The 25467-nt window shown below is 60.7% G+C and carries 26 protein-coding genes and 1 other RNA gene; 7 read left to right on the top strand and 20 right to left on the bottom strand.

Features of this window, described 5'->3' with window-relative positions; translation table 11 throughout:
* Window positions 1-174: 174 nt before the first annotated feature.
* The 3 genes from PSTU_RS0119340 (at window position 175) to PSTU_RS0119330 (ending at window position 1355) form a co-directional block, all read left to right on the top strand.
* Complete coding sequence (locus tag PSTU_RS0119340; RefSeq protein WP_019342674.1) at window positions 175-573, top strand: termination factor Rho; 399 nt, start codon at window positions 175-177, stop codon at window positions 571-573.
* A gap of 11 nt (window positions 574-584) precedes the next feature.
* Window positions 585-716 (top strand): hypothetical protein, encoded by a 132-nt coding sequence (locus PSTU_RS22210; protein WP_019342673.1) that lies wholly within the window; start codon window positions 585-587, stop codon window positions 714-716.
* Between the two features lie 105 nt (window positions 717-821).
* A complete protein-coding gene (locus tag PSTU_RS0119330; protein ID WP_029404882.1) occupies window positions 822-1355 on the top strand; it encodes a ferritin-like domain-containing protein in 534 nt (177 codons plus the stop codon).
* An 81-nt stretch (window positions 1356-1436) separates the two neighbouring features.
* Here the strand turns inward: PSTU_RS0119330 and lpxC are convergent, their stop codons facing one another.
* From lpxC to rsmI, 18 genes are all read right to left on the bottom strand, one after another.
* Window positions 1437-2348, bottom strand: a complete 912-nt coding sequence (gene lpxC, locus PSTU_RS0119325; protein ID WP_019342671.1) for a UDP-3-O-acyl-N-acetylglucosamine deacetylase — start codon at window positions 2346-2348, stop codon at window positions 1437-1439.
* Between the two features lie 111 nt (window positions 2349-2459).
* Window positions 2460-3647, bottom strand: coding sequence for a cell division protein FtsZ (ftsZ, locus tag PSTU_RS0119320; protein WP_019342670.1), 1188 nt, complete (start codon window positions 3645-3647; stop codon window positions 2460-2462).
* 47 nt (window positions 3648-3694) lie between these two features.
* The gene (ftsA, locus tag PSTU_RS0119315) at window positions 3695-4942 is read right to left on the bottom strand and encodes a cell division protein FtsA (RefSeq protein ID WP_019342669.1); all 1248 of its coding nucleotides are present in this window, start codon (window positions 4940-4942) and stop codon (window positions 3695-3697) included.
* A gap of 12 nt (window positions 4943-4954) precedes the next feature.
* Complete coding sequence (locus PSTU_RS0119310) at window positions 4955-5812, bottom strand: cell division protein FtsQ/DivIB (RefSeq protein ID WP_019342668.1); 858 nt, start codon at window positions 5810-5812, stop codon at window positions 4955-4957.
* A 3-nt stretch (window positions 5813-5815) separates the two neighbouring features.
* The gene (locus tag PSTU_RS0119305) at window positions 5816-6760 is read right to left on the bottom strand and encodes a D-alanine--D-alanine ligase (protein WP_019342667.1); all 945 of its coding nucleotides are present in this window, start codon (window positions 6758-6760) and stop codon (window positions 5816-5818) included.
* Entirely contained in the window at window positions 6757-8217 is a 1461-nt protein-coding gene (gene murC / locus PSTU_RS0119300) for a UDP-N-acetylmuramate--L-alanine ligase (RefSeq protein ID WP_019342666.1), read from the bottom strand. Before murC ends, PSTU_RS0119305 begins: the two co-directional genes overlap by 4 nt.
* A complete protein-coding gene (gene murG, locus PSTU_RS0119295) occupies window positions 8210-9280 on the bottom strand; it encodes an undecaprenyldiphospho-muramoylpentapeptide beta-N-acetylglucosaminyltransferase (RefSeq protein ID WP_019342665.1) in 1071 nt (356 codons plus the stop codon). Before murG ends, murC begins: the two co-directional genes overlap by 8 nt.
* Window positions 9270-10502 carry a putative lipid II flippase FtsW gene (gene ftsW, locus PSTU_RS0119290; RefSeq protein ID WP_019342664.1) on the bottom strand — a complete coding sequence of 411 codons (1233 nt, stop codon included), beginning with the start codon at window positions 10500-10502 and terminating at the stop codon, window positions 9270-9272. Before ftsW ends, murG begins: the two co-directional genes overlap by 11 nt.
* Window positions 10502-11845, bottom strand: coding sequence for a UDP-N-acetylmuramoyl-L-alanine--D-glutamate ligase (murD, locus tag PSTU_RS0119285; protein ID WP_019342663.1), 1344 nt, complete (start codon window positions 11843-11845; stop codon window positions 10502-10504). The genes ftsW and murD overlap by 1 nt, the downstream gene beginning before the upstream one ends.
* A gap of 6 nt (window positions 11846-11851) precedes the next feature.
* Window positions 11852-12934 carry a phospho-N-acetylmuramoyl-pentapeptide-transferase gene (gene mraY / locus PSTU_RS0119280; protein ID WP_019342662.1) on the bottom strand — a complete coding sequence of 361 codons (1083 nt, stop codon included), beginning with the start codon at window positions 12932-12934 and terminating at the stop codon, window positions 11852-11854.
* Window positions 12934-14310, bottom strand: a complete 1377-nt coding sequence (locus tag PSTU_RS0119275) for a UDP-N-acetylmuramoyl-tripeptide--D-alanyl-D-alanine ligase (protein ID WP_019342661.1) — start codon at window positions 14308-14310, stop codon at window positions 12934-12936. Before PSTU_RS0119275 ends, mraY begins: the two co-directional genes overlap by 1 nt.
* Window positions 14303-15766 (bottom strand): UDP-N-acetylmuramoyl-L-alanyl-D-glutamate--2,6-diaminopimelate ligase, encoded by a 1464-nt coding sequence (locus tag PSTU_RS0119270; RefSeq protein ID WP_019342660.1) that lies wholly within the window; start codon window positions 15764-15766, stop codon window positions 14303-14305. Before PSTU_RS0119270 ends, PSTU_RS0119275 begins: the two co-directional genes overlap by 8 nt.
* Complete coding sequence (locus PSTU_RS0119265; RefSeq protein WP_019342659.1) at window positions 15766-17496, bottom strand: peptidoglycan D,D-transpeptidase FtsI family protein; 1731 nt, start codon at window positions 17494-17496, stop codon at window positions 15766-15768. Before PSTU_RS0119265 ends, PSTU_RS0119270 begins: the two co-directional genes overlap by 1 nt.
* Window positions 17493-17762 (bottom strand): cell division protein FtsL, encoded by a 270-nt coding sequence (gene ftsL / locus PSTU_RS0119260; protein ID WP_413771566.1) that lies wholly within the window; start codon window positions 17760-17762, stop codon window positions 17493-17495. Before ftsL ends, PSTU_RS0119265 begins: the two co-directional genes overlap by 4 nt.
* Before the next feature lie 17 nt (window positions 17763-17779).
* On the bottom strand, window positions 17780-18727 hold the full coding sequence (gene rsmH, locus PSTU_RS0119255; protein WP_019342657.1) for a 16S rRNA (cytosine(1402)-N(4))-methyltransferase RsmH: 948 nt from the start codon (window positions 18725-18727) through the stop codon (window positions 17780-17782).
* Window positions 18724-19179, bottom strand: a complete 456-nt coding sequence (gene mraZ, locus PSTU_RS0119250; protein ID WP_019342656.1) for a division/cell wall cluster transcriptional repressor MraZ — start codon at window positions 19177-19179, stop codon at window positions 18724-18726. Before mraZ ends, rsmH begins: the two co-directional genes overlap by 4 nt.
* A gap of 291 nt (window positions 19180-19470) precedes the next feature.
* Window positions 19471-19829, bottom strand: an RNA gene (gene rnpB / locus PSTU_RS21095) — RNase P RNA component class A.
* Window positions 19830-19922: 93 nt separating this feature from the next.
* On the bottom strand, window positions 19923-20828 hold the full coding sequence (rsmI, locus tag PSTU_RS0119245) for a 16S rRNA (cytidine(1402)-2'-O)-methyltransferase (protein ID WP_192827038.1): 906 nt from the start codon (window positions 20826-20828) through the stop codon (window positions 19923-19925).
* A 91-nt stretch (window positions 20829-20919) separates the two neighbouring features.
* On the opposite strand from rsmI, the gene PSTU_RS0119240 reads away from it, so the two are divergent.
* From PSTU_RS0119240 to PSTU_RS0119225, 4 genes are all read left to right on the top strand, one after another.
* Window positions 20920-22686 carry a penicillin-binding protein activator gene (locus tag PSTU_RS0119240; RefSeq protein ID WP_019342654.1) on the top strand — a complete coding sequence of 589 codons (1767 nt, stop codon included), beginning with the start codon at window positions 20920-20922 and terminating at the stop codon, window positions 22684-22686.
* On the top strand, window positions 22683-23051 hold the full coding sequence (locus PSTU_RS0119235; protein ID WP_019342653.1) for a YraN family protein: 369 nt from the start codon (window positions 22683-22685) through the stop codon (window positions 23049-23051). The genes PSTU_RS0119240 and PSTU_RS0119235 overlap by 4 nt, the downstream gene beginning before the upstream one ends.
* A gap of 108 nt (window positions 23052-23159) precedes the next feature.
* The gene (locus tag PSTU_RS0119230) at window positions 23160-23753 is read left to right on the top strand and encodes a phosphoheptose isomerase (protein ID WP_019342652.1); all 594 of its coding nucleotides are present in this window, start codon (window positions 23160-23162) and stop codon (window positions 23751-23753) included.
* The gene (locus PSTU_RS0119225) at window positions 23750-24328 is read left to right on the top strand and encodes a BON domain-containing protein (RefSeq protein ID WP_019342651.1); all 579 of its coding nucleotides are present in this window, start codon (window positions 23750-23752) and stop codon (window positions 24326-24328) included. Before PSTU_RS0119230 ends, PSTU_RS0119225 begins: the two co-directional genes overlap by 4 nt.
* A gap of 115 nt (window positions 24329-24443) precedes the next feature.
* Here the strand turns inward: PSTU_RS0119225 and PSTU_RS0119220 are convergent, their stop codons facing one another.
* Window positions 24444-24857, bottom strand: coding sequence for a ClpXP protease specificity-enhancing factor (locus PSTU_RS0119220; RefSeq protein ID WP_019342650.1), 414 nt, complete (start codon window positions 24855-24857; stop codon window positions 24444-24446).
* A gap of 13 nt (window positions 24858-24870) precedes the next feature.
* Window positions 24871-25467 (bottom strand): glutathione S-transferase N-terminal domain-containing protein (locus tag PSTU_RS0119215; RefSeq protein ID WP_019342649.1); only part of this gene is annotated, 597 nt, incomplete at its 5' end.

Genomic DNA, 25467 nt, shown 5'->3' with positions numbered 1-25467 from the left:
CGAAAAGAATGAATCATTCGTCCGTCAGGGGGCATATTGCACGAGCCGGCAATGCTAACACGAGTGAAACCCAAGACCCGTTGTGCGGACCAAACAGGATAAGCGTCGCGGCCAATCTCGCCCAGACGTCACCCCACCTAGGCTCACATCGCCAATCACCAAGAGGACGCCGTCATGCCCAGAGGAGAGAAATCCAAATACACCGAAAAACAACAACGTAAAGCCGAACATATCGAAGACAGCTATGAAGAGCGTGGCGTGCCCGCTAAAGAAGCGGAAGCACGCGCTTGGGCCACCGTCAACAAGCAGTCCGGCGGCGGTGAGCGCAAGGGTGGCTCGGGGCAAGAAAAGAGCGAGACAGCCAAGCGAGCCGACCGCAAGGATTCAGCACATCGAGCGGCTGAGGCTCGCTCCGGCAAGTCACCCAACAAGGGTTCGGCACGTAACGACCGATCAGGCAGTACGTCACTCAGCGATCTCACCCGCGACGAACTGATGCACGAAGCGCAGAAGCGCGACGTGCGAGGTCGTTCAAAGATGCGCAAGGACGATCTGATAAAGGCCCTCAGTTAATGGAGCACTGCATGCAAGAACCCGATCCGCGGGACGACGGCACGCCGAGCCCGCTGCCGGAGCCTGAGCGCCGTGACCCCGGCGAACCCGTCCCTATCGAAGAGCCGGGCAAGCCGGAGCGCCCTAGCGACGGACGTGGCTAAACTTTCCGCGCCCTCGCCTATCACAACCTATGGCCCAGCGAGACGCCGACAGGCGCGACAGCCATGGCGACGCGATACCGCGCGCCACAGATGGAGGAAATCGTGATGAGTTATGTGCAATTGAGCGACAAACAGACGTTGCGCGAGCGCGCGCGCCAGCATGTCGAAAATGGCGCGGTGACTGAAAGCTATTCGGCCGATCGCGATACGGTGATCAACCTGCTCAACGAGGCACTCGCCACCGAGCTGGTCTGCTACCTGCGTTACAAGCGCCACTACTACATGGCCACAGGCCTGAAGTCGAGCGTTGCCGCCGATGAGTTTCTTGAGCACGCCAACGAAGAGCAGGAGCATGCCGATCGTTTGGCCGAGCGTATCGTGCAGCTCGGCGGCGCCCCGGATTTCAACCCCGACAGCCTGACCGAACGCGCCCACGCGCAATATGCGGAGGGAAACGGGCTGCGTGACATGGTGTTCGAAAACCTGGTGGCTGAACGCATCGCGATCGACAGCTACCGGGAAATCGTCCAGTACATCGGGGACAAAGATCCGACCACACGGCGAATCTTCGAAGATATCCTCGCACAGGAGGAAGAACATGCCGATGACATGGCCGGCCTGCTGGACGGCATGAACTGACGAACCGGTTCATTCACCGGTCTGTTATTTCGCAAAAAAAAGGCCACCGAAAGGTGGCCTTAAAAGGAAAGAGAGTACAGCTCAGCCGGCTGCTGCCGGGCGCATATAGGAGATCGGTGCGGTCTGGGACTCCTCGAACGTCACCATTTCCCACGCATCCTTTTGTTCCATCAGGGTGCGCAGCAGACGGTTGTTCAGGGCATGTCCGGATTTAAAGCCGCGGAATTCGCCGATCAGGCTGGTGCCCAGCAAGTAAAGATCACCGATTGCATCGAGAATCTTGTGCTTTACGAACTCGTCCTCGTACCGCAGGCCGTCTTCGTTGAGCACATGATCTTCGTCGACCACGATAGCGTTTTCGACGCTTCCGCCCAGGGCCAGGTTGTGCGAGCGGAGGAATTCGATGTCACGCATGAACCCAAAGGTTCTGGCACGACTGACTTCCTTGACGAAGGAAGTACTGGAGAAATCCACGCTGGCGGTCTGGGTACGACCGCGAAAAACCGGATGGTCGAAATCGATCTCGAAACTTACCTTGAAGCCTTCGAATGGCAGGAAAGTGGCGCGCTTGTCGCCGTCCTCCACCGAAACTTCGCGGATGATGCGGATGAACTTCTTGGGGGCGTCCTGCTCCTGCAGGCCGGCCGATTGAATCAGGAATACGAAAGGACCAGCACTACCGTCCATGATCGGCACTTCCGAAGCGGAAAGCTCGACGTAGGCGTTGTCGATGCCCAGCCCAGCCATCGCTGACAACAAGTGCTCAACCGTATCGACTTTGACGTCACCGCTAACCAGCGTAGTTGACATGGTCGTCTCGCCCACGTTCTCGGCCCGTGCGGCAATCTGCACAGGCGGGTTGAGATCGGTGCGACAGAACACGATTCCCGTGTCCACGGGAGCCGGCTTCAGGGTCAGGTAAACCTTTTCCCCCGAATGCAGGCCGACGCCTGTGGCGCGAATGATGTTCTTTAAGGTGCGTTGTCTGATCATGGCTCGTTTTCGCTAGTGCGCTGTTGCGAATGGTTTCCAACAAAGGTGGCGATCATAGCAGAACCCCACTTTGCTGAATACCAATCACCCCGATAGTCCTGATACATCCAATCAATCAGCCTGACGACGCAAGAATGCCGGAATATCGAGATAATCCAGATCCTCCTGAGGGTTCATCTTCGCTGCGGTCGCCGCCGCGTGGGCCTGATTACGCATCACGGTGGGGCGGTCAAGGTCCCGATAGTTCACGGCCGCCTGGTCCTGACGCGGCGCTGGAGCGGGCTGCGGCGCCACGGCTGCGGTTTGCAGAGTATTGTCTACAACCTTGACCGGCTTCTCGTTACGCGGTCCGAGACCAGTTGCCACCACGGTTACGTGCAGTTCGTCGAGCATATCGGGGTCGATTACAGCACCCACCTTAACTGTCGCCTCGTCGGACGCGAACGCCTCGATGATCTCGCCCACCGCCGCGTATTCGCCCAGCGAAAGATCCAGACCAGCGGTAATGTTGACCAGGATGCCGCGAGCACCCTGCAGATTGACGTCTTCCAGCAGCGGGTTGCGGATCGCAGCCTCGGTGGCCTCGCGAGCGCGGTTCGGGCCTGTGGCACAACCGGTCCCCATCATCGCCATACCCATTTCGCCCATGACGGTTTTGACGTCAGCGAAGTCGACGTTCATCAGGCCCGGACGCTGCATGATGTCGGAAATGCCGCGCACGGCGCCGGTCAGCACGTCGTCGGCCTTGGCGAAGGCAGACAGCAGGCTCGCATCCTTGCCGAGAATGGTCAGCAGCTTTTCGTTGGGGATGGTGATCAGGGAGTCGACACACTCCGACAGCTGACGGATGCCTTCGTCAGCGACCTGCATGCGGCGGCGGCCTTCGAATGGGAACGGACGGGTCACTACTGCAACGGTCAGGATGCCCATTTCCTTGGCGACCGAAGCAATCACCGGCGCGGCGCCAGTGCCGGTACCACCGCCCATGCCGGTGGTGATGAACACCATGTCGGCGCCCTGCAGCACTTCGGCGATGCGCTCACGATCGTCCATCGCAGCCTGACGGCCAATGTCGGGATTGGTGCCTGCGCCCAAGCCCTTGGTAATGGCGGAACCCAACTGCAGTACGGTCCGCGCTTCGATTTTCTTCAGCGCCTGGGCATCGGTGTTGGCGCAGATGAACTCCACGCCTTCAACGCTGTTGCGCACCATGTGATTGACGGCGTTGCCGCCACCTCCGCCTACGCCAATGACCTTGATCACTGCACTTTGCGGGGTATGATCTACGAGTTCGAACATTTCCCTCTCTCCTTCCAGCTTTCTAGTTTTAGGTACAGCCGCACTGCTCAGAAATTGCCCTGGATCCAGCTCTTGAGCCGGTCCACGACAGACGTCTTGGGTTCTTCGGCAAAGTTGCCGAGACCGGACATGGATGTGCCCTCGGTCTGCTTGCGCATCCCGTAGAGCAGCAGGCCCACGCCCGTTGAATAGATGGGATTGCGGACCACGTCCGCGAGTCCGTTGATGCTGTGCGGTACGCCGAGGCGCACCGGCATGTGGAAGATTTCCTCGGCGAGTTCGACGGCGCCTTCCATCTTCGCGGTACCGCCAGTGAGAACGATCCCAGCAGGGACCAGATCCTCATAGCCGCTGCGACGCAGCTCGGCCTGAATCAAGGTGAAGAGCTCGTCATAACGCGGCTCCACGACTTCGGCCAGTGCCTGGCGCGAGAGTTCCCGCGGCGGTCGATCTCCGACGCTCGGTACTTTGATGGTCTCGCCGGGCCCTGCCAGTTTGGCCAGCGCGCAGGCGTAGCGGATCTTGATTTCCTCGGCATACTGGGTCGGGGTACGCAGCGCCATGGCAATGTCGTTGGTGACCTGATCACCGGCGATCGGGATGACCGCGGTGTGGCGGATCGCGCCCTCGGTGAAGATGCAGATGTCGGTGGTACCGCCTCCGATATCCACCAGGCAGACGCCCAGCTCTTTCTCGTCATCGGTCAGCACGGCATGCGCCGAGGCCAGTTGCTCGAGGATGATGTCGTCAACCTCAAGACCACAACGACGTACGCACTTCTCGATGTTCTGCGCTGCATTGACCGCGCAAGTAACGACGTGGACCTTGGCTTCCAGGCGCACGCCCGACATGCCCAGCGGCTCGCGCACGCCTTCCTGGTTATCGATTACGTAGTCCTGTGGCAGCGTGTGGAGAACCCTTTGATCAGCCGGAATAGCGACGGCCTGGGCAGCATCAAGCACACGCTCGAGGTCGGCAGTGCTGACCTCACGGTCCCGGATGGCGACGATCCCGTGCGAGTTGAGGCTACGGATATGGTTGCCGGCCAGACCGACGAATGCCGAGTGGATGCGGCAGCCGGCCATCAGCTGTGCCTCTTCAACGGCACGCTGGATTGACTGAACGGTGGACTCGATATTGACCACCACACCCTTCTTCAAGCCACGCGACGGGTGCGTGCCGATCCCGACAATCTCCAATTCGCCATCCGGCGTCACTTCGCCGACCAGCGCCACCACCTTGGAGGTGCCGATATCGAGACCGACGATCATCTTGCCGCTTTGCACGCTAGACATGTGTTTCATTCCTCAATTCTTCGCAACGACGGCTTCATCCGTCGTGGTCGGGGTCGGCTCGTGCCACGCAACGGCGAGGCCATTGGCGTAGCGAAGGTCGATCCGCGCAATTTTGTCGCTCTCCTGCGCCAGCTCTTGCTGGTAGATGGCAGTGAAGCGCCGCATTTTTTCGATTATCTGGTCTCTTCCCAGTAGCAACTCGACGCCCTGCCCGGTCGTCACAAACCAGCTGCCGCGCGCCCGCAATTCCAGGCGAGCGATGGAAAAACCGAGTGGCCGCAGCATCTGACTAAGCACCTGGTATTGCTGCATGACCCGTTGCTGGGCCCGCTTCGGACCATACAACTGCGGTAAGTGTTCATATCCGGTCAGATCGTCCGGCGCGAAGGCCTGGCCGTTATTGTTGAGCAACGATTCGTCACCCCAGCGAGCGATAGGCAACTGCTCGTCAAGACGCACCATGACCTCATCCGGCCAGATCCGACGCGCTTCGACATGGGCTATCCACGGCATTTGCTCAAGGTCGCGACGCAATGCATCGAGATCCACCTTGAAGAAGCTGGCTTCGACGAACGGAGCCATGCGCGCCTGTACCACCTGCCGATCGACGTAGGTCAGCTCACCCCGAACACTGACCTTGGCGATCGGCCTATCGGCATAGGGCGCGAGGTAGCCACTCAGTTGGTAAAGTCCCACAGCCAGCCCCACGAGCAATACCGGCCACAGGGCACGCTTGAGCGAACCCAGGCTCGGCCGAGGCAAGCGCGCAGAAAGCGGTTCGCGCTGCACCAGACGGCTCGCGCCCCGCTGCGCCGGCTTGCGCGAAGCGCGTCCGGTTCCGGGTTGTGAGTGACGCAGCGTAGTGATCATGGGTCAGTTCCCTGCCGCCATGCTGGCGTCAAGGATCGCCAGCACCAGCTGCTGGAAATCCAGCCCTGCTGCGCGCGCGGCCATCGGCACCAGACTGTGGTCGGTCATCCCTGGAACGGTGTTCACTTCCAGCAGCCAGAACGCACCGCTGTTGTCTTGCATGACATCGACACGCGCCCAGCCCTGGATTCCCACGGCTTCGCAGGCGCGTGCGGAGAGCTCCTTGAGCTCCTGCTCTTTGGCGGCATCCAGGCCACACGGAATGCGGTACTGGGTATCGTTGGCCAGATACTTGGCGTCGTAGTCATAAAATGTATGCGGTGTGCCGAGGCCGATCGGTGGCAGCACCGCGCCGCGCAACGTGGCGATGGTGAACTCCGGGCCGTGGATCCACTGTTCGACCAGAACCTGCGAGTCGTATGTACTCGCTGCGCGCCAGGCTTCAATCAGCTCGTCGACGCCGGCGACCTTCGCCATTCCGATGCTGGACCCCTCATGGGCCGGTTTGACGATTAGCGGAAAGCCCAAGCGCTCGGCGGCATCACGGCAATCGCGCTCGCTCGCCAGCACGGCATGTCGCGGTGTCGGCAGGCCAAGGCTTTGCCAGACCTGCTTGGTGCGCAACTTGTCCATGGCCAGCGCCGACGCGAGAATGCCGCTGCCGGTATAGGGAATACCGGCGCATTCGAGCAAGCCCTGCATGCTGCCATCCTCACCGCCGCGCCCGTGCAACACGATGAATGCACGATCGATGTGCTCATTGCTCAAGCGCGTCAGCAGGTCATCACCGGCATCGATGCCGAACGCATCGACGCCTGCGGCCTGCAGCGCCGCCAGCACCGCAGCACCGGATTTCAGCGATACCTCGCGCTCGGCACTCTTGCCGCCGAAGAGCACGGCAACCCGGCCGAACGCCTGGGGATCACGAGTCGATTGGAGGGCCGTCATTCGCTCTTCCTCGTGGCGTTCGCAGCGCCAGCAAACAGGGGACTATTGATGAGTTGCGGGGCCAGCCCACCGATATCGCCGGCGCCCTGGCAAAGCAGGATGTCGCCCGGTCGTAGCAGCGGTTTGACCAGCGGAGCCAAATCGACGCCACGCTCGATATAGATCGGGTCGAGTTGGCCGCGCTGGCGGATGCTGTGGGCCAGATGGCGGCTGTCTGCGCCCGGAATAGGCTCTTCGCCGGCCGGGTACACCTCCATCAACAGCAGCACATTGGCTTCGTTCAGCACCTGAACGAAGTCGTCGTACAGATCACGGGTTCGGCTGAAGCGGTGCGGCTGATAAACCATGACCAAGCGGCGATCAGGCCACCCGCCCCGGACGGCCTGGATCACGGCTGCAACTTCACGCGGATGATGGCCGTAGTCGTCAACGAGCATCACGCTGCCGTCGTCCACCGGCAACTCGCCATAGACCTGGAAGCGTCGACCGACACCACCGAAATGCGAAAGACCTTGGACGATAGCATCGTCGTCGATGCCCTCGTCGGTGGCGATGGCAATGGTGGCCAAGGCATTGAGCACGTTGTGGTTGCCCGGCATGTTGACCGAAACATCAAGTGCCTCGAAACCATCGCGTAGCACGGTGAAGTAGGTGCGCATGCCTTCCTGGCGGATGTTGATGGCGCGTACGTCGGCATCTTCGTGAGTGCCATACGTTGTGATCGGCCGGCTCACCTGGGGAATGACCTCGCGCACTATCGGGTCATCGACACAGAGGACTGCCAGTCCGTAGAACGGCAAGTTGTGCAGGAACTCGACGAAAGTGCGCTTGAGCTTGCCGAAATCACCGCCGTAGGTGCTCATGTGATCGGCATCGATATTGGTCACGACTGCAACCATCGGCTGCAAGTGCAGAAAGCTGGCGTCGCTTTCGTCGGCCTCGGCAATCAGGTAGCGGCTGGTCCCGAGCTGTGCGTTGGTGCCCGCCGCGGTCAGGCGACCACCGATGACAAACGTAGGATCCAGCCCACCCGCAGCGAAAACAGAGGCCAGCAAGCTGGTTGTGGTGGTCTTGCCGTGGGTGCCTGCGACGGCGATGCCGTGACGATAGCGCATCAGTTCGGCGAGCATCTCTGCGCGGGGCACCACCGGAATCCGCTGCTCAAGGGCGAACGCCACCTCAGGGTTGGTGGTGTTGACCGCACTGGAAACCACCAGCACATCGGAACCGGCTACGTTGCCGGCCTGATGCCCAATGAAGATCTGCGCACCGAAATTCTGCAGACGCTCGGTACTTGCGGAGGCTTTTAGATCCGAACCCGAGACGTCGTACCCGAGATTCAGCAGCACTTCAGCGATGCCGCACATGCCGACGCCGCCGACGCCAACGAAATGAATCCGGCGAATGCGGCGCATGCGCCGTACTTCTGCCTTGACCGCTGCAGGGGATTTAGCCATGCGCCACCTCCAGGCAGATATCGACGACGGTTCGAGTGGCGTCCGGCCGAGCCAGGCGGCGCGCCGTTGCTCCCATGGCCTTGAGTTTTTCCGGCTGCATCATTACCTCGGTCAACTGCGCGGCGAGCGCGGCAGCATCGGTCGTTGCTTGAGGGAGAAGAATGGCGGCGCCTTCCTTCGCCAGATATTCGGCGTTACGGGTCTGGTGGTCGTCGATCGCATGGGGCAGCGGCACCAGAAACGAAGGCAAGCCAGCGGCTGCCAGCTCGCACACCGTCAGCGCACCGGCGCGGCAGATCACCAGATCAGCCCAGGCGTAAGCACGGGCCATATCCTTGATAAAAGGTGCCACTTCGGCCTCGACACCCGCGGCGACATAGCGCTCCCGCGTGATTTCGGCGTGTTGCTTGCCGGCCTGATGGAATATTTCGGGACGCAGCTCCTCGCTTAACTGGCCGAGCGCTTCTGGCAATAGCTTGTTCAAAGGCTCGGCGCCGAGGCTACCGCCCAGCACCAACAGTCGAGGGCGACGGCCGAGCAACGTTTGCCGCGGCGTTTCGAGAAACAGCTCGTGACGCACCGGATTGCCGGTCGTACGCCGCTTGGCGCTGTTGCTGAAGGTATTCGGAAAGGCCTCGCAGACCCGCTGGGCGAATGGCACCAGGCTGCGATTGGCGGTCCCGGCCACGGCGTTCTGCTCATGGATGATCAGCGGTACTCCAGCAAGCTTCGCCGCGAGGCCACCGGGCCCTGTCACGTAACCGCCAAGCCCAAGCACACATACGGGCTGCAGCTCGCGCATGATGCGCCGAGCCTGCCCGAGCGAGCGCAGCAGCTGGAATGGCGCCTTGAGAAGCGAGCCCACACCTTTGCCGCGCAGCCCGCTTACCTGGATCAGGTGCAACGGCAGACCGGCCGCCGGAACCACTTCGTTTTCGATGCCGCGCGGAGTACCCAGCCAATGCACGCTATAGCCGCGACTCTGGAACTCTTGAGCGCAGGCCAACGCCGGGAACACATGCCCGCCAGTTCCGCCGGCCATGATCAGGACATTACCGCCCATGCGCGACCCCCTTACCTTGCGGCGCAGGCGTTTCGGCAAAATCGTCTTCGCTGAACTCGGCATCTTCGCTGCCCAGCACCGTGCGGCTTTCCCACTCGATGCGCAGCAATAACGCCATGCTGGCGCAGGTCACCACCAGCGAGCTGCCGCCATAACTCAAGAACGGCAGCGTCAGACCTTTGGTCGGCAGCAAACCAATATTTACCCCAACATTGATCAAGAACTGCCCGAGCCAAAGGAACGCAACGCCCCAGGCTATATATGCAGCGAAGAACTGCCGCGCCCGCTCAGCCGCGAGCCCGATGTATAGAGCGCGTACCCCCACGAAAGCGAACAGCAGGATGGTCAGCAGCGCGCCAACCATACCCAGCTCCTCGGCCAGGACTGAAAAGACGAAATCGGTGTGCGCTTCAGGCAGGTAGAACTGCTTCTGGACGCTGTTGCCCAGCCCGACACCCAGCCATTCGCCACGACCAAATGCGATCAGCGCCTGAGTCAACTGATAGCCCGCGCCATACTGATCCGCCCAGGGGTCGGTAAAGGTGATCAACCGCTGCAGTCGATACTCTTGCGTCTGCACCAGGATGAACACAGCGCCGACCGCCAACAGGACCAGCAGACTGAACCGGATCAAGCCGACACCGCCAAGAAACAGCATGGCCACCGCTGCACCCATCATCACCACAGTCGCACCGAAGTCGGGCTCGAGCAGAAGCAACATGGCCATTGGCAGCAACACAAGAAACGGCTTGAGGAAGCCCCACAGGCTTTCGCGCACCTCTTGCTGGCGACGCACCAGATAGCCCGCGAGATAGACCACGACGAACAGCTTGGCCAATTCAGAGGGCTGTACGTTAAAGGCACCAAAACCGATCCAGCGCATGGAGCCGTTCACTTCTCGCCCGATGCCCGGAATCAGTACAAGAATCAACAACACGAACGCGCCGATCAGCAGCATCCAGTCCAGCCGCTGCCACACAGACAGTGGCACCAGCAGTACCAGTGCCGCTGCGCCAAGACCGAGCAGCACGTAAACCAGATGGCGGATCATGTAGTACATCGGATTATCGGCATTGACTGCCGCGACTTCCGAAGAGGCTGAAGTGATCATGACCAACCCAAGGCCCAGCAACGCCAGACAGCCGGCGAGCATCGGGAAATCGAGGTCGATGCCGCGCCGACTGAACAAGGGTGACGGCGCGCTGCGCAGGAAAGCGATCATTAGCTGAGCACCTCCACTGCAGCGGCGAACTGGCGTCCGCGATCTTCGAAATTTTCGAACATGTCGAGACTGGCGCAGGCCGGCGACAGCAGGACCGCATCGCCTGGCTGGGCAAGCTTGGACGCAAGCTGCACGGCGTCCTGAAGGGTCTTGACGTGGTGAATGGGCGCGGCCCCTTCGAGCGCCGCCGCAAGCCGCTCGGCATCGCGCCCCAGCAAGACGACCGCGCGGCACTGATGCGAGACCGGGCTGTGCAACGCGGAGAAATCCGCGCCCTTGCCGTCACCGCCGGCGATGAGCACCAGTTCGCCTGTGATATCGCTACCCAGCCCATCGATTGCTGCCAGAGCAGCGCCAACGTTGGTCGCCTTCGAATCGTCGAAGTAGGTCACGCCTTTGCGCTCTCCAACCCACTGGCAGCGATGGGCGAGGCCGGCAAAGTTACGCAAGGTGGCGAGCATTGGCTCGAACGGAAGGCCAACGGCATGACCGAGCGCCAAGGCTGCCAGTGCGTTGGACTGATTGTGAGCCCCGCGCATTTTCAACTGGTTGGCCGGCATCAAAGCGTCGAACTGGAAGGCGAGGTACTTCTCCGCGCTTTCTTCGAACAGCCCGAAGCCTTTGAAATCGGGTTTGCCAAGGCCGAACGACCAGGTTGGAAGGTCGTCGGCGATCAGCGGACGCGTGAGTCGATCGTCACGGTTGATTACAACCTGGCGCGCGCCGCGGAATATGCGATGTTTGGCTTGGTGGTAGGCCGGCAGACCATCATAGCGATCCATGTGGTCTTCGCTGATATTCAGACAGGTCGCGACTTCGGCATTCAACTGGTCCGTGGTTTCCAGCTGGAAGCTTGACAGCTCGAGGACGTAGAGCTCGACCTCATCGTTGAGCAGATCCAGCGCCGGCGTCCCGAGATTTCCGCCTACAGCCACCTTGCGACCGGCCGCGGCGGCCATTTCGCCAACCAGGGTGGTTACCGTGCTCTTCGCGTTCGATCCGGTGATCGCCACGATTGGTGCCTTGGCTTCGCGCGCGAACAGTTCGATATCACCGGACAGCTTCACGCCGTTCGCAGCGGCTGCCTGCAACGCTGGCAAGCTGATCGGTAGGCCCGGGCTTACCAATAGCTCACTGGCGCGGCTGAGAAACTGGGGATCGAGCTCGCCACAACGAACCTCGATATTCGGATACTGCGCTCTCAGAGTGGCCAGCTCCGGTGGGTTCGCACGCGTGTCAGCGACGGCGAACGGCACCCCACGACTCGCCAGATGGCGAACCAGGGACATGCCGCTCTTGCCGAGGCCTACGACGATGCGGAACTGATCGGAAGCGATAAGCACTCTGTATTACCTCAACTTCAATGTGGCAAGACCGACCAGCACAAGGATCACGGTGATGATCCAGAAGCGCACGATCACCCGGGGCTCTGGCCAGCCCTTGAGTTCGAAGTGGTGATGAATCGGCGCCATGCGGAACACCCGCTTGCCGGTCAGCTTGAATGAGGCGACCTGGATCATCACAGATAGGGTTTCCATCACGAATACCCCACCCATGATGAACAGCACGACTTCCTGACGGACGATCACGGCGATGGTGCCCAAGGCGGCGCCAAGGGCCAGCGCACCCACGTCGCCCATGAAGACTTGCGCGGGATAGGTGTTGAACCAGAGAAAGCCGAGCCCGGCACCGATCAGCGCACCGCAGAACACGATCAGCTCACCGGCTCCGGGGATGTATGGAATCAGCAGGTAATCGGCAAAATTCACGTTGCCCGACAGGTAGCAGAAAATACCCAGACCGCCGCCCACCATCACCGTCGGCATGATTGCCAGGCCATCCAGTCCATCGGTGAGGTTCACCGCATTGCTCGAGCCGACAATGACGAAATAGGTCAGCACGATGAAGCCGATCCCCAGCGGAATCTCGATGTTCTTCAGCAGCGGGAGGATCAACGTGGTTTCGACCGGGGTCTGCGCGGTCAGGTAGAGAAAGACCGCAGCACCAAGGCCGAAGACCGACTGCCAAAAATATTTCCAACGGCTTGGCAGCCCGCGGGAGTTCTTTTCGATCACCTTGCGATAGTCATCGACCCAGCCGATTGCGCCGAACAGCAGGGTCACGGCCAACACCACCCACACATAGCGATTGGACAGGTCGGCCCAGAGCAAGGTGCTGATGGCGATTGCGCTGAGGATCAGGGCACCACCCATGGTCGGCGTGCCGGATTTCGACAGATGCGTTTGCGGCCCGTCTGTGCGCACCGCCTGACCGATCTGACGCAGCTGCAGCGTACGGATCAGCCAGGGTCCCAGCCATAGCGAAAGCACCAGCGCGGTCAGTACGCCGAGAATTCCACGCAGCGACAGGTACTGAAAGACTGCGAAGCCCGTGTGGAATTGTTGCAGGTACTCGGCGAGTAGCAGCAGCATCAATGTTTCTCCATGCCGGATGCGGAAAGCGCTGCGACGACGTTATCCATCGCTGCACTCCGTGATCCCTTGATCAAAATGGTGGTCGCATTGCCTTGCTCCAGACGCAGCGACTCGATCAGGCTCTGCTGATCGGCGAAATGGCGGGCACCATGGCCGAAGGCCTCTACGGCATGTTTCATCAGCGGCCCGACCGCAAACAGGGTGTCCACTTTGCCTGCCGCATAACTGCCGACATCACGGTGGCCCTGCTCGGCCCAAGAGCCCAGCTCTCCCATGTCACCCAGCACCAGCACCGTGCGCCCGGCAAAGCCGGCCAGCACATCGATGGCGGCACAGATGGATGCGGGGTTAGCGTTGTATGTGTCGTCTATGAGGCGTACGCCGTTAGTCAGCATCTGCGCCACGCCGCGCCCCTTCACTGGCTGCAGGCTCTCGAGCCCGGCGACGATGTGCTCGCGCGCAACGCCCATGGCGCTGGCGGCCGCGGCGGCGGCCAGGGCATTGGCCACGCTATGGCGCCCCAGCAAGTTCAGCTGCACCCGCACGGACCCAGTCGGTCCGGTCAGGACGAAATTGGGGCAGCCGCGCAGGTCGTACGCAATCGAGGCGGGGTGGAAGTCGGCGAGCGGGCTCGCCACCGCAAAGCTCACCACGCGCTTGCCTGTCACTCGGCGCTCCCACACCGAATATGCGCGGTCGTCACGATTGAGCACGGCGACGCCATTCGTGCCGAGACCATCGAGGATTTCGCCCTTGGCATCGACGATCTTCTCCGGCCCACCGAACTCGCCAACATGAGCCGTGCCGGCATTGGTAATCAAGCTGACATCTGGGCGGGTCAGGCTGACGGTATAGGCAATTTCGCCAACACGCGAAGCGCCCAACTCGATGACTGCAGCCTTGTGCTGAGGGGCCAGTTCCAGCAGCGTGAGCGGCGCGCCCAGGTCGTTGTTGAGATTGCCGCGCGTGGCAAGAACCGCATCGTCGCCATAGGCAGCACGCAGGATGCTGGCAAGCAGCTCCTTGACGCTGGTCTTGCCGCTGGAGCCGGTGATTGCTGCAACCGGACCGGTGAACGCGTTGCGGTTCAACGCACCCAGCTGACCGAGCGCGATACGGCTATCGGCAACAACAAGCTGAGGTAACGAAACCTCTGGCACATGGCGTTCAACCAGCGCAGCGACGGCGCCCTTTGCCGCAACGTCTGCCAGGTAGCTATGGCCGTCGAAGCGAGGCCCGGTGAGTGCGATAAAAAGCTGCCCAGGCCCGATTGCCCGGCTGTCGGTGCTGACAGAGCTATAGGCTGCATCGGCGTTGATCAGCTTGGCTGACAACGGCTCGACCAGATCGCTAAGGCGCTTGGCTTCAAGCATGGGAAGCTCTCCAGGCAGCCAGGGCCTTCGAGGCCTGTTCAAGATCGGAGAATGGCAGGCGTTGGCCGTTAATTTCCTGGTAATCCTCATGCCCTTTGCCAGCCAGCAGCACCACATCATCGACACCGCTGCTTTCAATGCAGCGGGCAATGGCTGCGGCGCGCCCCGGCACAAATAGCGCTTGCTCGGGTGCGCTGAAACCAGCACGAATCTCATCGAGGATCTGCAGCGGGTCCTCATTGCGCGGGTTGTCATCAGTGACCGTGACGTGATCTGCCAGACGCTCGGCAACCTGGGCCATCAGCGTGCGCTTGCCACGGTCACGGTCGCCGCCGCAGCCGAACAAGCACAGCAACTTGCCGCGGGTATGCGGGCGTAGAGCGCCAAGAACCTTTTCAAGCGCATCCGGCGTATGGGCGTAATCGACCACGACCAACGGGCAGTCGCCACCACCGAGCCGCTGCATGCGACCGGCAGGGCCGTCAACGTCCTGCAGCGCTACTAAGATTTCATCGAGTGGATAATTCATACCCAGCAAGGCACCTACTGCCGCAAGCACATTGCTGACGTTGAAGCGGCCGAGTAGCGGGCTACGTAGCGAGCGCTCCCCTTGGGGAGTGACCAGCCGCGCATGGATTCCGCTATCGTCCAGTCGCGCCTCTGGGCAGTAGAGATAAGCCGAAGCATCCTCCAGGCTATAAGTAATCAACCGAGACTCTGCGTGCTCTGCCGCGAACGAGCGGCCCAGGGAGTCGTCCAGATTGATCACCCGACAGCTGAGCCCCGGCATCTTGAACAGCCGCGCCTTGACCTCACCGTAGGCTTCCATGGAGCCGTGATAGTCGAGGTGGTCTCGGGAAAGATTGGTAAACACAGCCACATCGAACGCCAGCGCGGCAACCCGACCTTGCGCCAAGCCATGCGAGGAAACTTCCATCGCGACGGCGCGCGCGCCCTGCTTGCGCAGGCTTGCCAGGTTGGCCTGTACGCCGATTGCATCAGGCGTGGTGTGCTGACCGAGGATCAACTCTCCATGAAAGCCAGTACCGAGGGTTCCGATGATCCCGCAGCGCTCGCCCAAACGATCCAGCGCCTGGGCAATCAGGTAGGTCACGCTAGTCTTGCCATTGGTTCCGGTGACCCCGACCAAGTGCAGGCTGCGGCTTGGCTCACCATAGAACCTCCCGGCAATGGCTGAAAGCTGCCCCGCCAGGTTGCGAACCGGCACCAGCTCGGCGCTTGCCGCGGTCATTTTCTCAGCGCCTTCGGCCTCGTAGGCGACAGCAGCAGCACCATGGGCAACCGCATCGGCAATGTGCACGCGGCCATCTTGCTGGTAACCGGGCACAGCCAGAAACAGATCACCAGGGCGGACCTTGCGGCTGTCCAGCGTCAGCTCTCGAATGAGGGTATCGCTGGCAGCTTGAGGCAGTAACTGATTCAGCGGCATCGGCATCAGATACGCCCTCCCTTGGTCTTGTCAGCGTCGGCGGTCTTGACGTCTTCCGGAGGTAAATTGTCGGGAGCGACATTCATCAGACGCAGCGCTCCGGACATCACGCGACTGAACACGGGGGCCGATACCAGGCCGCCGTAATAGCCGCTCTTGCTGGGCTCGTCGATGACCACTGCAATTGCGATGCGCGGATCGCGCATAGGCCCGAAACCAGCGAACATCGACCGATATGAATTTTCCTGATAGCCGCGACTGTCAACCGAGGCCTTGCGCGCGGTACCGCTCTTGCCGGCCACGTGATAACCCGGCACCTGAGCACGGAAGACGCCACGCGGGGCCTCGATGACCTCCTGGAGCATGCCCTGGACTGTCTTGGCCACCTCAGGCGACACCACCGACACGCCTTCTGGCTTGTGATCTACCCGGGTCAATGACATCGGCACCAAGCGGCCATCGTTAGCCAACACGCCATAGGCGTGAGCCAGTTGCACGGCCGTCACCGACAGGCCGTAGCCATATGAAAGCGTGGCGGTTTCTGCCTGGCGCCATTCACGGTAGGTCGGCAAATTGCCGACTCGCTCGCCCGGAAAGCCCAAGCCAGTGTCCTGCCCGAAGCCGACCTTGCGCATGACGTCATGAATCGTAGCGCCACCGATATCAAAAGCGACCTTGCTCATTCCGACGTTGGAAGAATTGATCAGAATGCCAGTCAGGCTAAGCTCACGGCCTTGGGTTCTGGACACGTCGCGGATCGTATAGCGACCAATGCGCAGCGAACCCGGCCAGACCTCGACAAGGTCACTGGGTTTCCAACGCCCCGTTTCGAGGGCCGCGCTCATAGAGAAGGGCTTCATCGTCGAACCCGGCTCGAACAGGTCGGTCATTGCCCGGTTACGCATCGCCGCTGGCTGCAGATTTCGGCGATTGTTCGGGTTATAGGTCGGCTGATTGACCATGGCCAGCACTTCGCCCGTTTTCACATCGAGCACGACCAAACTGCCGGCCTTGGCACCGAACTCCAGCAACGCGTTACGCAACTCGCGATGTGCCAGATACTGCAGACGCAGGTCAAGGGACAGCGCAAGCGCCTTACCGGCCTTGGCATTCTTGACGACCTGAACATCTTTGATCAGACGACCGCGACGGTCCTTGAGCACCTGTCGTTTACCCGGAACACCGGCCAACCACTCGTTGTAGGCCAGCTCCATACCTTCACGACCGTGGTCGTCGATATCGGTGAAACCCACTACATGTGCGGCCACTTCCCCGGCGGGGTAGAAACGCCTGAATTCCTCTTGCGAGTAAACGCCCGGTATATCCAGATCCAGCACGCGCTGCCCTTGCTCAGGCGTCAGGCCGCGCACCAGGTACATGAACTCCCGCTCGGCCTGCTCCTTGAGGCGCTGATGCAATTCGGCGGAGTTCTGCCCCAACGCTTCGGCGAGCTCGGGCCAGCGGGCCTGCGCGCTCTGTATTTCACGCGGGTTCGCCCAAAGCGTAGTGACAGGCGTGCTCACCGCCAGGGGCTCGCCATGCCGATCGGTCATGAGGCCACGGTGAGCGGGAATTGGAATATGGCGCACGCTGCGCGCATCGCCCTGTCCCTTAAGGAACCCCTGATCCAGCACTTGCAAATCGACGATTCGCCATGCAATAGCGCCGACCATCAGTGCCAGCAATGCCAGCACGATGCGAAAACGCCATGGATAGAGCGCGCCCTGGAGATTCATGGCGCCACCAGCCTGACAGCGGCCGCTTCAGGAATGTGCATCTTCAGCTGCTCGGAAGCCAAGGTCTCGATACGGCTGTGAGCAGTCCATGTGCTCTGCTCAAGTATCAGACGCCCCCACTCAGCCTGCGCCTTGTCACGCACACTGAGCTCACCGTACAGCTCGTTGAGCAACTGGCGGTTCCAGTGCGCGCTATAGGCGACAGCAATCGCCGAAACAAGCACGGCAACAAATAGCACCAGCATCAACAAGCTGCCGCTGGGCATGGCGCGACGCAGCTGAGTCACCGCAACTTCTCCGCCACGCGCATCACCGCGCTACGCGAACGGGGGTTCGCCTTGACCTCGTCGGCGGACGCGTATTGCGGTTTGCCCAGCAGTTTCAGCCGAGGCACGAATTTTTCAGGGATGATCGGCAGGTCGCGCGGCAAAGTGTCGGCTTCGCCTTTCGCATGCCGGCGCATGAACTGTTTGACGATGCGGTCTTCTAGCGAATGGAAGCTGATCACCACCAGCCGACCGCCAACATCGAGCCCCTCGAGAGCGGCTTCCAGCCCAGCCTCCAGGTCGCCAAGCTCGTTATTGATGAAAATGCGCAACCCCTGAAAGGCGCGGGTAGCTGGGTTCTTGCCTTTTTCCCAGGCGGGATTGGCCACGGTTAATACTTGAGCAAGATCGGCCGTACGCTCGAAAGGCTGCACGGCCCGACGCTGTACCACGGCCCGCGCCATACGTTTGGCAAAGCGTTCTTCACCGTACTCCTTGAGAACACGGGCGATGTCGTCTTCGCTGGCGGTTGCGATCCACTCAGCGGCACTGATCCCTCGATTGGGATCCATGCGCATATCCAGCGGGCCGTCGTTTAGAAAGCTGAAACCGCGCTCGGGGTCGTCCAGCTGCGGCGAAGAAACGCCAAGGTCCAGCAGCACACCGCTCAAAGTACCGGTCCAGCCGCGCTGCGCAAGCTCTTCGCCAAGCTCTGCGAAGCTTCTCTGCACAACGACAAAGCGGCCATCCTCGGCCGCCAGTGCTTGCCCCGTAGCGATTGCTAGCGGGTCTTTGTCGAAACCTAGCAAACAGCCATCAGGCCCAAGCTGCCGCAGCAGCAGGCGGCTATGCCCGCCACGCCCAAAGGTGCCATCCAGATAGCGGCCATCCGGACGCACGCCGAGCGCCGCAACGGCCTCGTCGAGCAAAACGGTCACATGGTTATAGCTGCTGGTCTGGCTCACAGGATTAGATCACGCAATTCTTCCGGCAACGCGCCGGGTTGTTTGATGGCCGCCAGGTCCGCATCTGCTTGTGCGTTCCAGTCGTCCTCGTTCCACAAGCTGAACTTGTTCAGCTGACCGACCAGCATGGCCCGCTTGTCCAGCCCGGCGTATTCGCGCAAGCGCGGCGGCACCAGAATGCGACCGTTGCCGTCCATCTCCAGATCAACCGCGTTACCGATGAGCAAGCGCTGCAGCCGACGACTTTCTTCTCTTAGAGACGGCAGCTCACGCAGCTTGGCTTCGATCTGCTCCCATTCAGGCAACGGATAGATACCGAGGCAGCGGTCGACGGCATCGATGGTGATGATCAACTGGCCTTCGCAACGCGAAACGAGCTCGTCACGATACCGACTGGGCATCGCTAGCCGGCCTTTGGCATCGAGACTGATGGCGTTTGCTCCGCGAAACACGGCTGCGCTTCCCCTGAATTAGCTATCCATGCCCATAAATATCCACTTCATTCCACTTTCTACCACTTGTGCGCACTATAGAAATGCAGCAGCCCCACCGTCAAGGTACGCCTGACGGGAAAAACCCTTATGTGACGGGAATTTAGCAACCGAAACGGGAATAAACGGCAAACTGGCGAGGGGCACCGCAAGAGATATTCAGCAAACGCAAAAGCCTGCACTTCAAAGTTAAAGTACTTTATGAAGAGCAAGAATTTTTTGGACTAAAAAGAGGGGGTATTTCGGAAGAGTTCGGAGAGTCGATCTATAAGCCGGGTTCTGTCGAGGACAGTCATTCCTCTACGACAGCCATCACTGACTGCCTCTAGCAACCTACCCGGATCCAGCGCGGGCCACGCCAATGGATCCCTATTTGGTCTTGCTCCAAGTGGGGTTTACCTAGCCACGGACTGTTGCCAGCCGTGCGGTGCGCTCTTACCGCACCTTTTCACCCTTACCGGCGCCGAAACGCTTAGGCGGTTATTTTCTGTGGCACTTTCCGTAGGCTCACGCCTCCCAGGCGTTACCTGGCACTTTGCCCTATGGAGCCCGGACTTTCCTCCCTCCCTTCTTGCGGAACAAAAAGAGACAGCGACTGTCCGATCGACTCTCCGGTCGCCTAGAGTACTTGGCTAGACTGCCTGCTGCAAGCTGATCGCAGCCGGTCGAAGCACTCGAAGCCCTGAACAGGCCATCCGGCAGGCTCACTGCCCCGCGTCTTTTCCCTGCAAGGCCAGTTGATAGAGCAGATTTTTCCTGACCCCGGTAATCTCCGATGCAAGCGCCGCGGCGCGCTTGACCGGCAGCTCAGCCAATAACAAATTCAAAACCCGGCGGGCATCCGCATCGACCGTCTCGTCTTCATTTGGCGCTTGCCAGCCACCCACGACAAGCACGCACTCGCCGCGCTGCTGGTTGGTATCTGACTCAACCCAGCTGCGCAGCTCGCCCAATGGAAGGCCCTTCAGCGTCTCGAAGGTCTTGGTCAACTCCCTACCCAGCACTGCTGGTCGATCAGGACCGAACACCGATTCAAGATCAATAAGCGCAGCAAGAATACGATGCGGCGCCTCATAGAAGATCAGCGTACGCGGCTCAACCCGCAGATGCTCCAGGCGAGCAACACGCGCGGCCTGCTTGGCAGGCAGAAAGCCTTCAAAGATGAACCGATCAGACGGCAGGCCGGCAGCACACAGCGCTGCGATAAGTGCACAGGCACCGGGCAGCGGAACGACCCGCACACCCGCCGCCCGCGACTGCCGTACAAGGTGGTAGCCTGGGTCGGATATCAACGGCGTGCCGGCATCGGAGATCAGCGCCACGTCGTCACCGGCCAGCAGCCGCCGGATAAAGCGCCCCCCCTCGTCTCGCTCGTTATGCTCATGACACGCAGCCAAGGGTGTAGTGATGCCGAAGTGTTGAAGTAGTCGAGACGAATGACGGGTATCTTCCGCTGCAATCAGAGCCACCTGAGAGAGCACGCGCAGAGCCCGTGCGGTGATATCTTCGAGATTGCCGATGGGGGTGGCAACCACATAGAGCGTGCCTGCCGCGGAATTCACATCACCTGTCGCAGTCACAGAGCGTACCTCGGTCACTAAAACGCGCATTGTAGCCCGTTTACGGACGGCAACATCGCGACCCCGCCAACGCTTGGGTACAATCCGCCGACACCCGCCAGCGCCTTTCAGGAATGAACACATGACGGCTCGCTTTCGCCCGCTTTTCTTTTTATGCATTGCCGCCTTGCTGTCGGCCTGTGCCAGCTCGCCATCGTCCACCCTTGGCGAACTGCCTCGGACCCCACAGGCGTCGACGCAGCAGTTATTGAAAGAAGCCGATGCCAGCGACCCCGCCCAAGCCGCATCGCTGCGGCTGTCTGCTGCCGACCAGAGCATGCAACAGGGCAACCAGGCTCAAGCTCGAGACATCCTTGGTCAGATCGACATCAATCAATTGATGCCTGCCCAGCAAATGTTCGCAAAAACCCTGGAAGCGGAGCTGGCCTTGGCTGCTGACGAGCCCAACGGTGCACTGCAGGCACTTCAGCACCCCGCGTTCGAACGCCTCGCAGAGCTGCCTATCGACCAGCAGCTACGAACCCAATTGGCCCGCGCCAAGGCATTCGAAGCAAACAGCCAGCCCCTGGACGCAGCCCGCGAACGTACCTTCATCGCACCCCTGCTAAGTGGCGAGCCGGCCGAAGCAAATCACGAATCTATCTGGGCGCTCGTTTCAGGCCTGCCGATAGAGCAGCTGCAACCGACCACTGACACCGATCTGACCGGCTGGCTAACTTTGGCAGCCGCAGTCAAACAGGCCGGCACCATCGGCCAGCAGCAACACGCAATTGAGGCATGGTTACAACAAAATCCCAATCATCCCGCCGCGAAACGACTGCCGGACCCATTGAAGAAACTCAGCGAGCTGGCTGACAAACCCTTGTCACATGTGGCGCTGCTATTGCCTATGGATGGCCCGCTGGCCAGCGTTGCGCGCGCGCTGCGCGATGGCTTTCTAGCCGCCCACCTCGCTGGCCAGCAAGATCTAAAGATCGAATTGTTCGACAGCACCCGCCTGTCTTCACTCGATGAGTTTTATCGGCAAGCATCTGCCGCAGGCGTCGAGCTGGTCATTGGCCCACTGGAAAAGGATATGGTCCGCCAGCTGGCCGACCGCGAGCAGCTCCCCATCACCACTCTTGCCCTCAATTACAGCGACGCGAACCAAAAGGTGCCACCGCAACTGTTTCAATTTGGCCTTGCGGCAGAGGACGAAGCACGTGAAGTCGCTCGCCGCGCCTGGGCTGATGGACACCGCCGGGCCGTAGCCCTGACACCTCGCGGTGACTGGGGCAATCGCGTATTCGAGGCCTTCCGCCAGGAATGGCAGGAGCTGGGCGGCACGGTAATTGCCGCAGAGCCGTTGGCCGAACCCATCGAGCTGGCCAATCAGATAGCAGATCTACTTCAGATACGCAGCAGCGGAAGTGGCGGCGATGCGCAGCCATCGCGTCGTCAGGATATCGATTTCCTCTTTCTTGCCGCCACGCCGCAGCAGGCGCAACAAGTCAAACCAACCCTGATCTTCCAGTACGCCGGAGACCTACCCGTCTACGCCACTTCACACCTTCACGCTGCCACCGACAACCGTACGCAGTATCTGGATCTGGAAGGCATTCGCTTTACCGAAACCCCCTGGCTGCTCGATCCGCAACTTCCCCTGCGCCAGGAAATCGAGCGCAAGTGGCCGCAAGCCCGCGGCAGCCTCGGCAGGCTGTATGCCATGGGCGCGGATGCCTACCTGCTGGCGCCACGCCTGAATCAACTCCTGGCACTACCCGACACACAGCTCGACGGCCTTTCGGGCACGCTTAGCCTAACGCCGCAGCAGCGGATCGAGCGGCGCTTGCCATGGGCCGAATTCCGCGATGGCGAAGTTCACCCCCTCACGGAAATGCCCGATTGACCGCGACCAGCAAGCAGGCCAGCGGAAAGCTCGCCGAGGACTTCTCACTACGGCACCTTCAAGCGCACGGGCTACGCCTGCTCTGCCGGAACTGGAGCTGCCGTAGCGGCGAGCTTGATCTGGTCATGCTCGATGGCGATACAGTAGTATTCGTCGAGGTTCGATACAGGCGTCACGCCGCATGGGGCGGCGCGCTCGAGAGCGTGGACCTGCGCAAACAGCAGAAGCTGATCAAGGCAGCCCAGCTATTCCTGCTCAAGGAGAGTCGCTGGGCAAGGTATCCCTGTCGCTTCGATGTCGTCGCCATAGGCGCGACCGACGGCGACGCGAAACCCAGTTGGATTCGAAATGCCTTCGATAGCTAAAGATACGCTTTGCGGGGTTTGCGATATCTCGTGAACATCACTTCTGTACCAAAGATTCCTTGCGGCACGGCTAAGCAGCCCAGCCCGTCACCTGAAGGTTTATTTCCGATGGATATGCAATCCCGTATACGTCAGCTCTTCCTGGCCAGCATCGAAACCAAACAAAGCGCTATGGAAGTGCTCGCACCAAGCATCGAGCAAGCCGGGCAAGTGATGGTCAACACGCTGCTCAGCGAAGGCAAAATCCTGACCTGCGGCAACGGTGGCTCCGCTGGCGATGCGCAGCATTTTTCCTCTGAGCTGCTCAACCGATTCGAGCGGGAACGGCCTAGCCTGCCGGCAATCGCGCTGACCACGGACAGTTCGACGATAACCTCCATTGCCAACGACTACAGTTACAACGAAGTGTTCTCCAAGCAGATCCGCGCACTGGGTCAGCCGGGCGACGTGCTGCTGGCGATTTCCACCAGCGGCAACTCAGCCAACGTCATCCAGGCGATTCAGGCCGCGCATGACCGAGAGATGGTGGTGGTCGCGCTCACTGGCCGCGACGGCGGCGGTATGGCCTCGCTGCTGCTTCCGGAGGACGTCGAGATACGCGTACCGGCAAAGGTGACCGCACGCATTCAAGAAGTGCACCTGCTGACCATTCATTGCCTCTGCGACCTGATCGATAACCAACTCTTTGGGAGTGAAGAATGACTTCGGTTCATCGGCACGCGCTTACGCTCGCACTGTGCCTCGCCGTTACCGGCTGCAGCTCAGTGCTCACCGCTACACGCGACGACCCGATCGACGACAATCGTGGTACTCGCACGATCGGCAGCACGATTGATGACTCCTTGATCGAAACGAAAGCGGCCGTGAACATCGCCAAAGCCCATCCGGATCTAGACCAGGCCTCCCACATCGTCGTTGCCAGTTACAACGGGGTGGTGCTGCTGGCGGGGCAAACGCCACGCGCAGAACTGAAACAGCTAGCCGAACAAGCCGCCAGCTCAGTGCAGCGCGTCAAGCGCGTACACAACGAAGTCCAGGTGCTGAAACCCTCATCCGGCCTGGCTCGCAGTAATGACGCCTGGCTAACGACCAAGATCAAGGCTCAGATGCTGACAGACGCTTCCGTTCCCGGCTCCCGCATCAAAGTCATCACCGAGAACGGCATCGTCTATCTGCTTGGCCTCGTCACGCGCCAGGAAGGCAACCGCGCAACAAGCGTGGTGCAAGGCGTTTCCGGCGTGCAACGCATCGTCAAGTTGTTCGAATATATCGATTGAGGCCTCGAGGCCGGAAAGCGCAACGGCGGATGAAGCCTTGTATGCCCTCGACGCTTCCGGCCGCTTTGACCGACCTTTTCCGGCCGCGCAACCAAAAAGCGCCTTTCGGTCTCTCTTATTTGACGACCTTCAAACTCGGCCGCCCACCGGAGTTCGGGCGTGACGCGGTGCCCGTGCCGGCTGAAGCATCATCGGAGGGCGTCTCGTCATCCGGCGGAGTCGGCTCAACTTCAAAGACCATCCCCTGCCCGTTCTCCCTGGCGTAGATTGCCATGATCGCTGCAGACGGGACGTGCAAGCTATGCGGAACACCACCAAAGCGTCCCTCGAAACTGATTGCCTGGTTATCCATCTGCAGTTGGCGCACCGCACTGGGCGCCACGTTCAAAACGATCTGGCCATCACTGGCAAAGCCATCAGGTACCCGAACGCCCGCGTGATCAGCATTGACCAGCAGATGTGGCGTGTAGTCGTTGTCGACGATCCACTCGTACAACGCCCGTACCAGATAAGGTCGGCTCGATGTCATATACAACCCCTTCTTAGCGCATGCCGCGCTCAACGGCGGATAGACTGACCTGAAAGGCCTCACGAGCAAAATTGATCTCCATGTAGTCGAGCAGCGGTTTCGCCGCTCGGGGCAACTCGATTCCGAGTGTGGGTAAACGCCACAGGATAGGCAACAGGCAGCAATCCACCAAACTGATCTCATCACTCATGAAGAACGGCTTCTCAGCGAACACGGGCGACACGCCCGTCAGGCTCTCGCGCAGCTCCTTGCGCGCCTGGGTACGCGCCGCTTCAGCTGTGCGGCGGTCGCCGATCCGATCCACCAGCGCACACCAATCCCGCTGCACTCGATGCACCAGCAGCCGGGTATTTGCTCGCGCTACCGGATAGACAGGAAGCAAAGGTGGGTGCGGATAACGCTCTTCGAGATACTCGGTGATAACACCCGGCTCATAAAGCGCCAAATCACGATCCACTAGCGTCGGCACGCTGGCGTACGGATTCACCTCGGTCAACCTGACCGGACAGTGCGCCGAGTCGACATCGATTATTTCGACGCTGACGCCTTTTTCAGCAAGCACATAACGCACTCGATGCGAATAGTGGTCGGCGGGATCGGAATAGCAGGC

The organism is Stutzerimonas stutzeri SDM-LAC (assembly GCF_000235745.1).
GTDB classification, from domain to species: domain Bacteria; phylum Pseudomonadota; class Gammaproteobacteria; order Pseudomonadales; family Pseudomonadaceae; genus Stutzerimonas; species Stutzerimonas stutzeri_H.
Note: the sequence above shows the minus strand (reverse complement) of the source record. Positions and strands in the feature narration are given on the sequence as shown.

What these genes read in the sequence shown, in the direction of transcription:
- murG (WP_019342665.1), bottom strand. Translation starts at nt 9,280, where the DNA reads ATGGGCGGTAATGTCCTGATCATGGCCGGCGGAACTGGCGGGCATGTG.
- ftsL (WP_413771566.1), bottom strand. Translation starts at nt 17,762, where the DNA reads ATGCCCAGCGGCAGCTTGTTGATGCTGGTGCTATTTGTTGCCGTGCTT.
- rsmI (WP_192827038.1), bottom strand. Translation starts at nt 20,828, where the DNA reads ATGCGCGTTTTAGTGACCGAGGTACGCTCTGTGACTGCGACAGGTGAT.
- ftsZ (WP_019342670.1), bottom strand. Translation starts at nt 3,647, where the DNA reads ATGTTCGAACTCGTAGATCATACCCCGCAAAGTGCAGTGATCAAGGTC.
- PSTU_RS0119330 (WP_029404882.1), top strand. Translation starts at nt 822, where the DNA reads ATGAGTTATGTGCAATTGAGCGACAAACAGACGTTGCGCGAGCGCGCG.
- PSTU_RS22210 (WP_019342673.1), top strand. Translation starts at nt 585, where the DNA reads ATGCAAGAACCCGATCCGCGGGACGACGGCACGCCGAGCCCGCTGCCG.
- ftsA (WP_019342669.1), bottom strand. Translation starts at nt 4,942, where the DNA reads ATGTCTAGCGTGCAAAGCGGCAAGATGATCGTCGGTCTCGATATCGGC.
- PSTU_RS0119270 (WP_019342660.1), bottom strand. Translation starts at nt 15,766, where the DNA reads ATGCCGATGCCGCTGAATCAGTTACTGCCTCAAGCTGCCAGCGATACC.
- PSTU_RS0119275 (WP_019342661.1), bottom strand. Translation starts at nt 14,310, where the DNA reads ATGCTTGAAGCCAAGCGCCTTAGCGATCTGGTCGAGCCGTTGTCAGCC.
- PSTU_RS0119310 (WP_019342668.1), bottom strand. Translation starts at nt 5,812, where the DNA reads ATGATCACTACGCTGCGTCACTCACAACCCGGAACCGGACGCGCTTCG.
- mraY (WP_019342662.1), bottom strand. Translation starts at nt 12,934, where the DNA reads ATGCTGCTGCTACTCGCCGAGTACCTGCAACAATTCCACACGGGCTTC.
- PSTU_RS0119225 (WP_019342651.1), top strand. Translation starts at nt 23,750, where the DNA reads ATGACTTCGGTTCATCGGCACGCGCTTACGCTCGCACTGTGCCTCGCC.
- PSTU_RS0119340 (WP_019342674.1), top strand. Translation starts at nt 175, where the DNA reads ATGCCCAGAGGAGAGAAATCCAAATACACCGAAAAACAACAACGTAAA.
- PSTU_RS0119305 (WP_019342667.1), bottom strand. Translation starts at nt 6,760, where the DNA reads ATGACGGCCCTCCAATCGACTCGTGATCCCCAGGCGTTCGGCCGGGTT.
- PSTU_RS0119230 (WP_019342652.1), top strand. Translation starts at nt 23,160, where the DNA reads ATGGATATGCAATCCCGTATACGTCAGCTCTTCCTGGCCAGCATCGAA.
- PSTU_RS0119220 (WP_019342650.1), bottom strand. Translation starts at nt 24,857, where the DNA reads ATGACATCGAGCCGACCTTATCTGGTACGGGCGTTGTACGAGTGGATC.
- ftsW (WP_019342664.1), bottom strand. Translation starts at nt 10,502, where the DNA reads ATGATCGCTTTCCTGCGCAGCGCGCCGTCACCCTTGTTCAGTCGGCGC.
- murC (WP_019342666.1), bottom strand. Translation starts at nt 8,217, where the DNA reads ATGGCTAAATCCCCTGCAGCGGTCAAGGCAGAAGTACGGCGCATGCGC.
- PSTU_RS0119240 (WP_019342654.1), top strand. Translation starts at nt 20,920, where the DNA reads ATGACGGCTCGCTTTCGCCCGCTTTTCTTTTTATGCATTGCCGCCTTG.
- lpxC (WP_019342671.1), bottom strand. Translation starts at nt 2,348, where the DNA reads ATGATCAGACAACGCACCTTAAAGAACATCATTCGCGCCACAGGCGTC.
- PSTU_RS0119265 (WP_019342659.1), bottom strand. Translation starts at nt 17,496, where the DNA reads ATGAATCTCCAGGGCGCGCTCTATCCATGGCGTTTTCGCATCGTGCTG.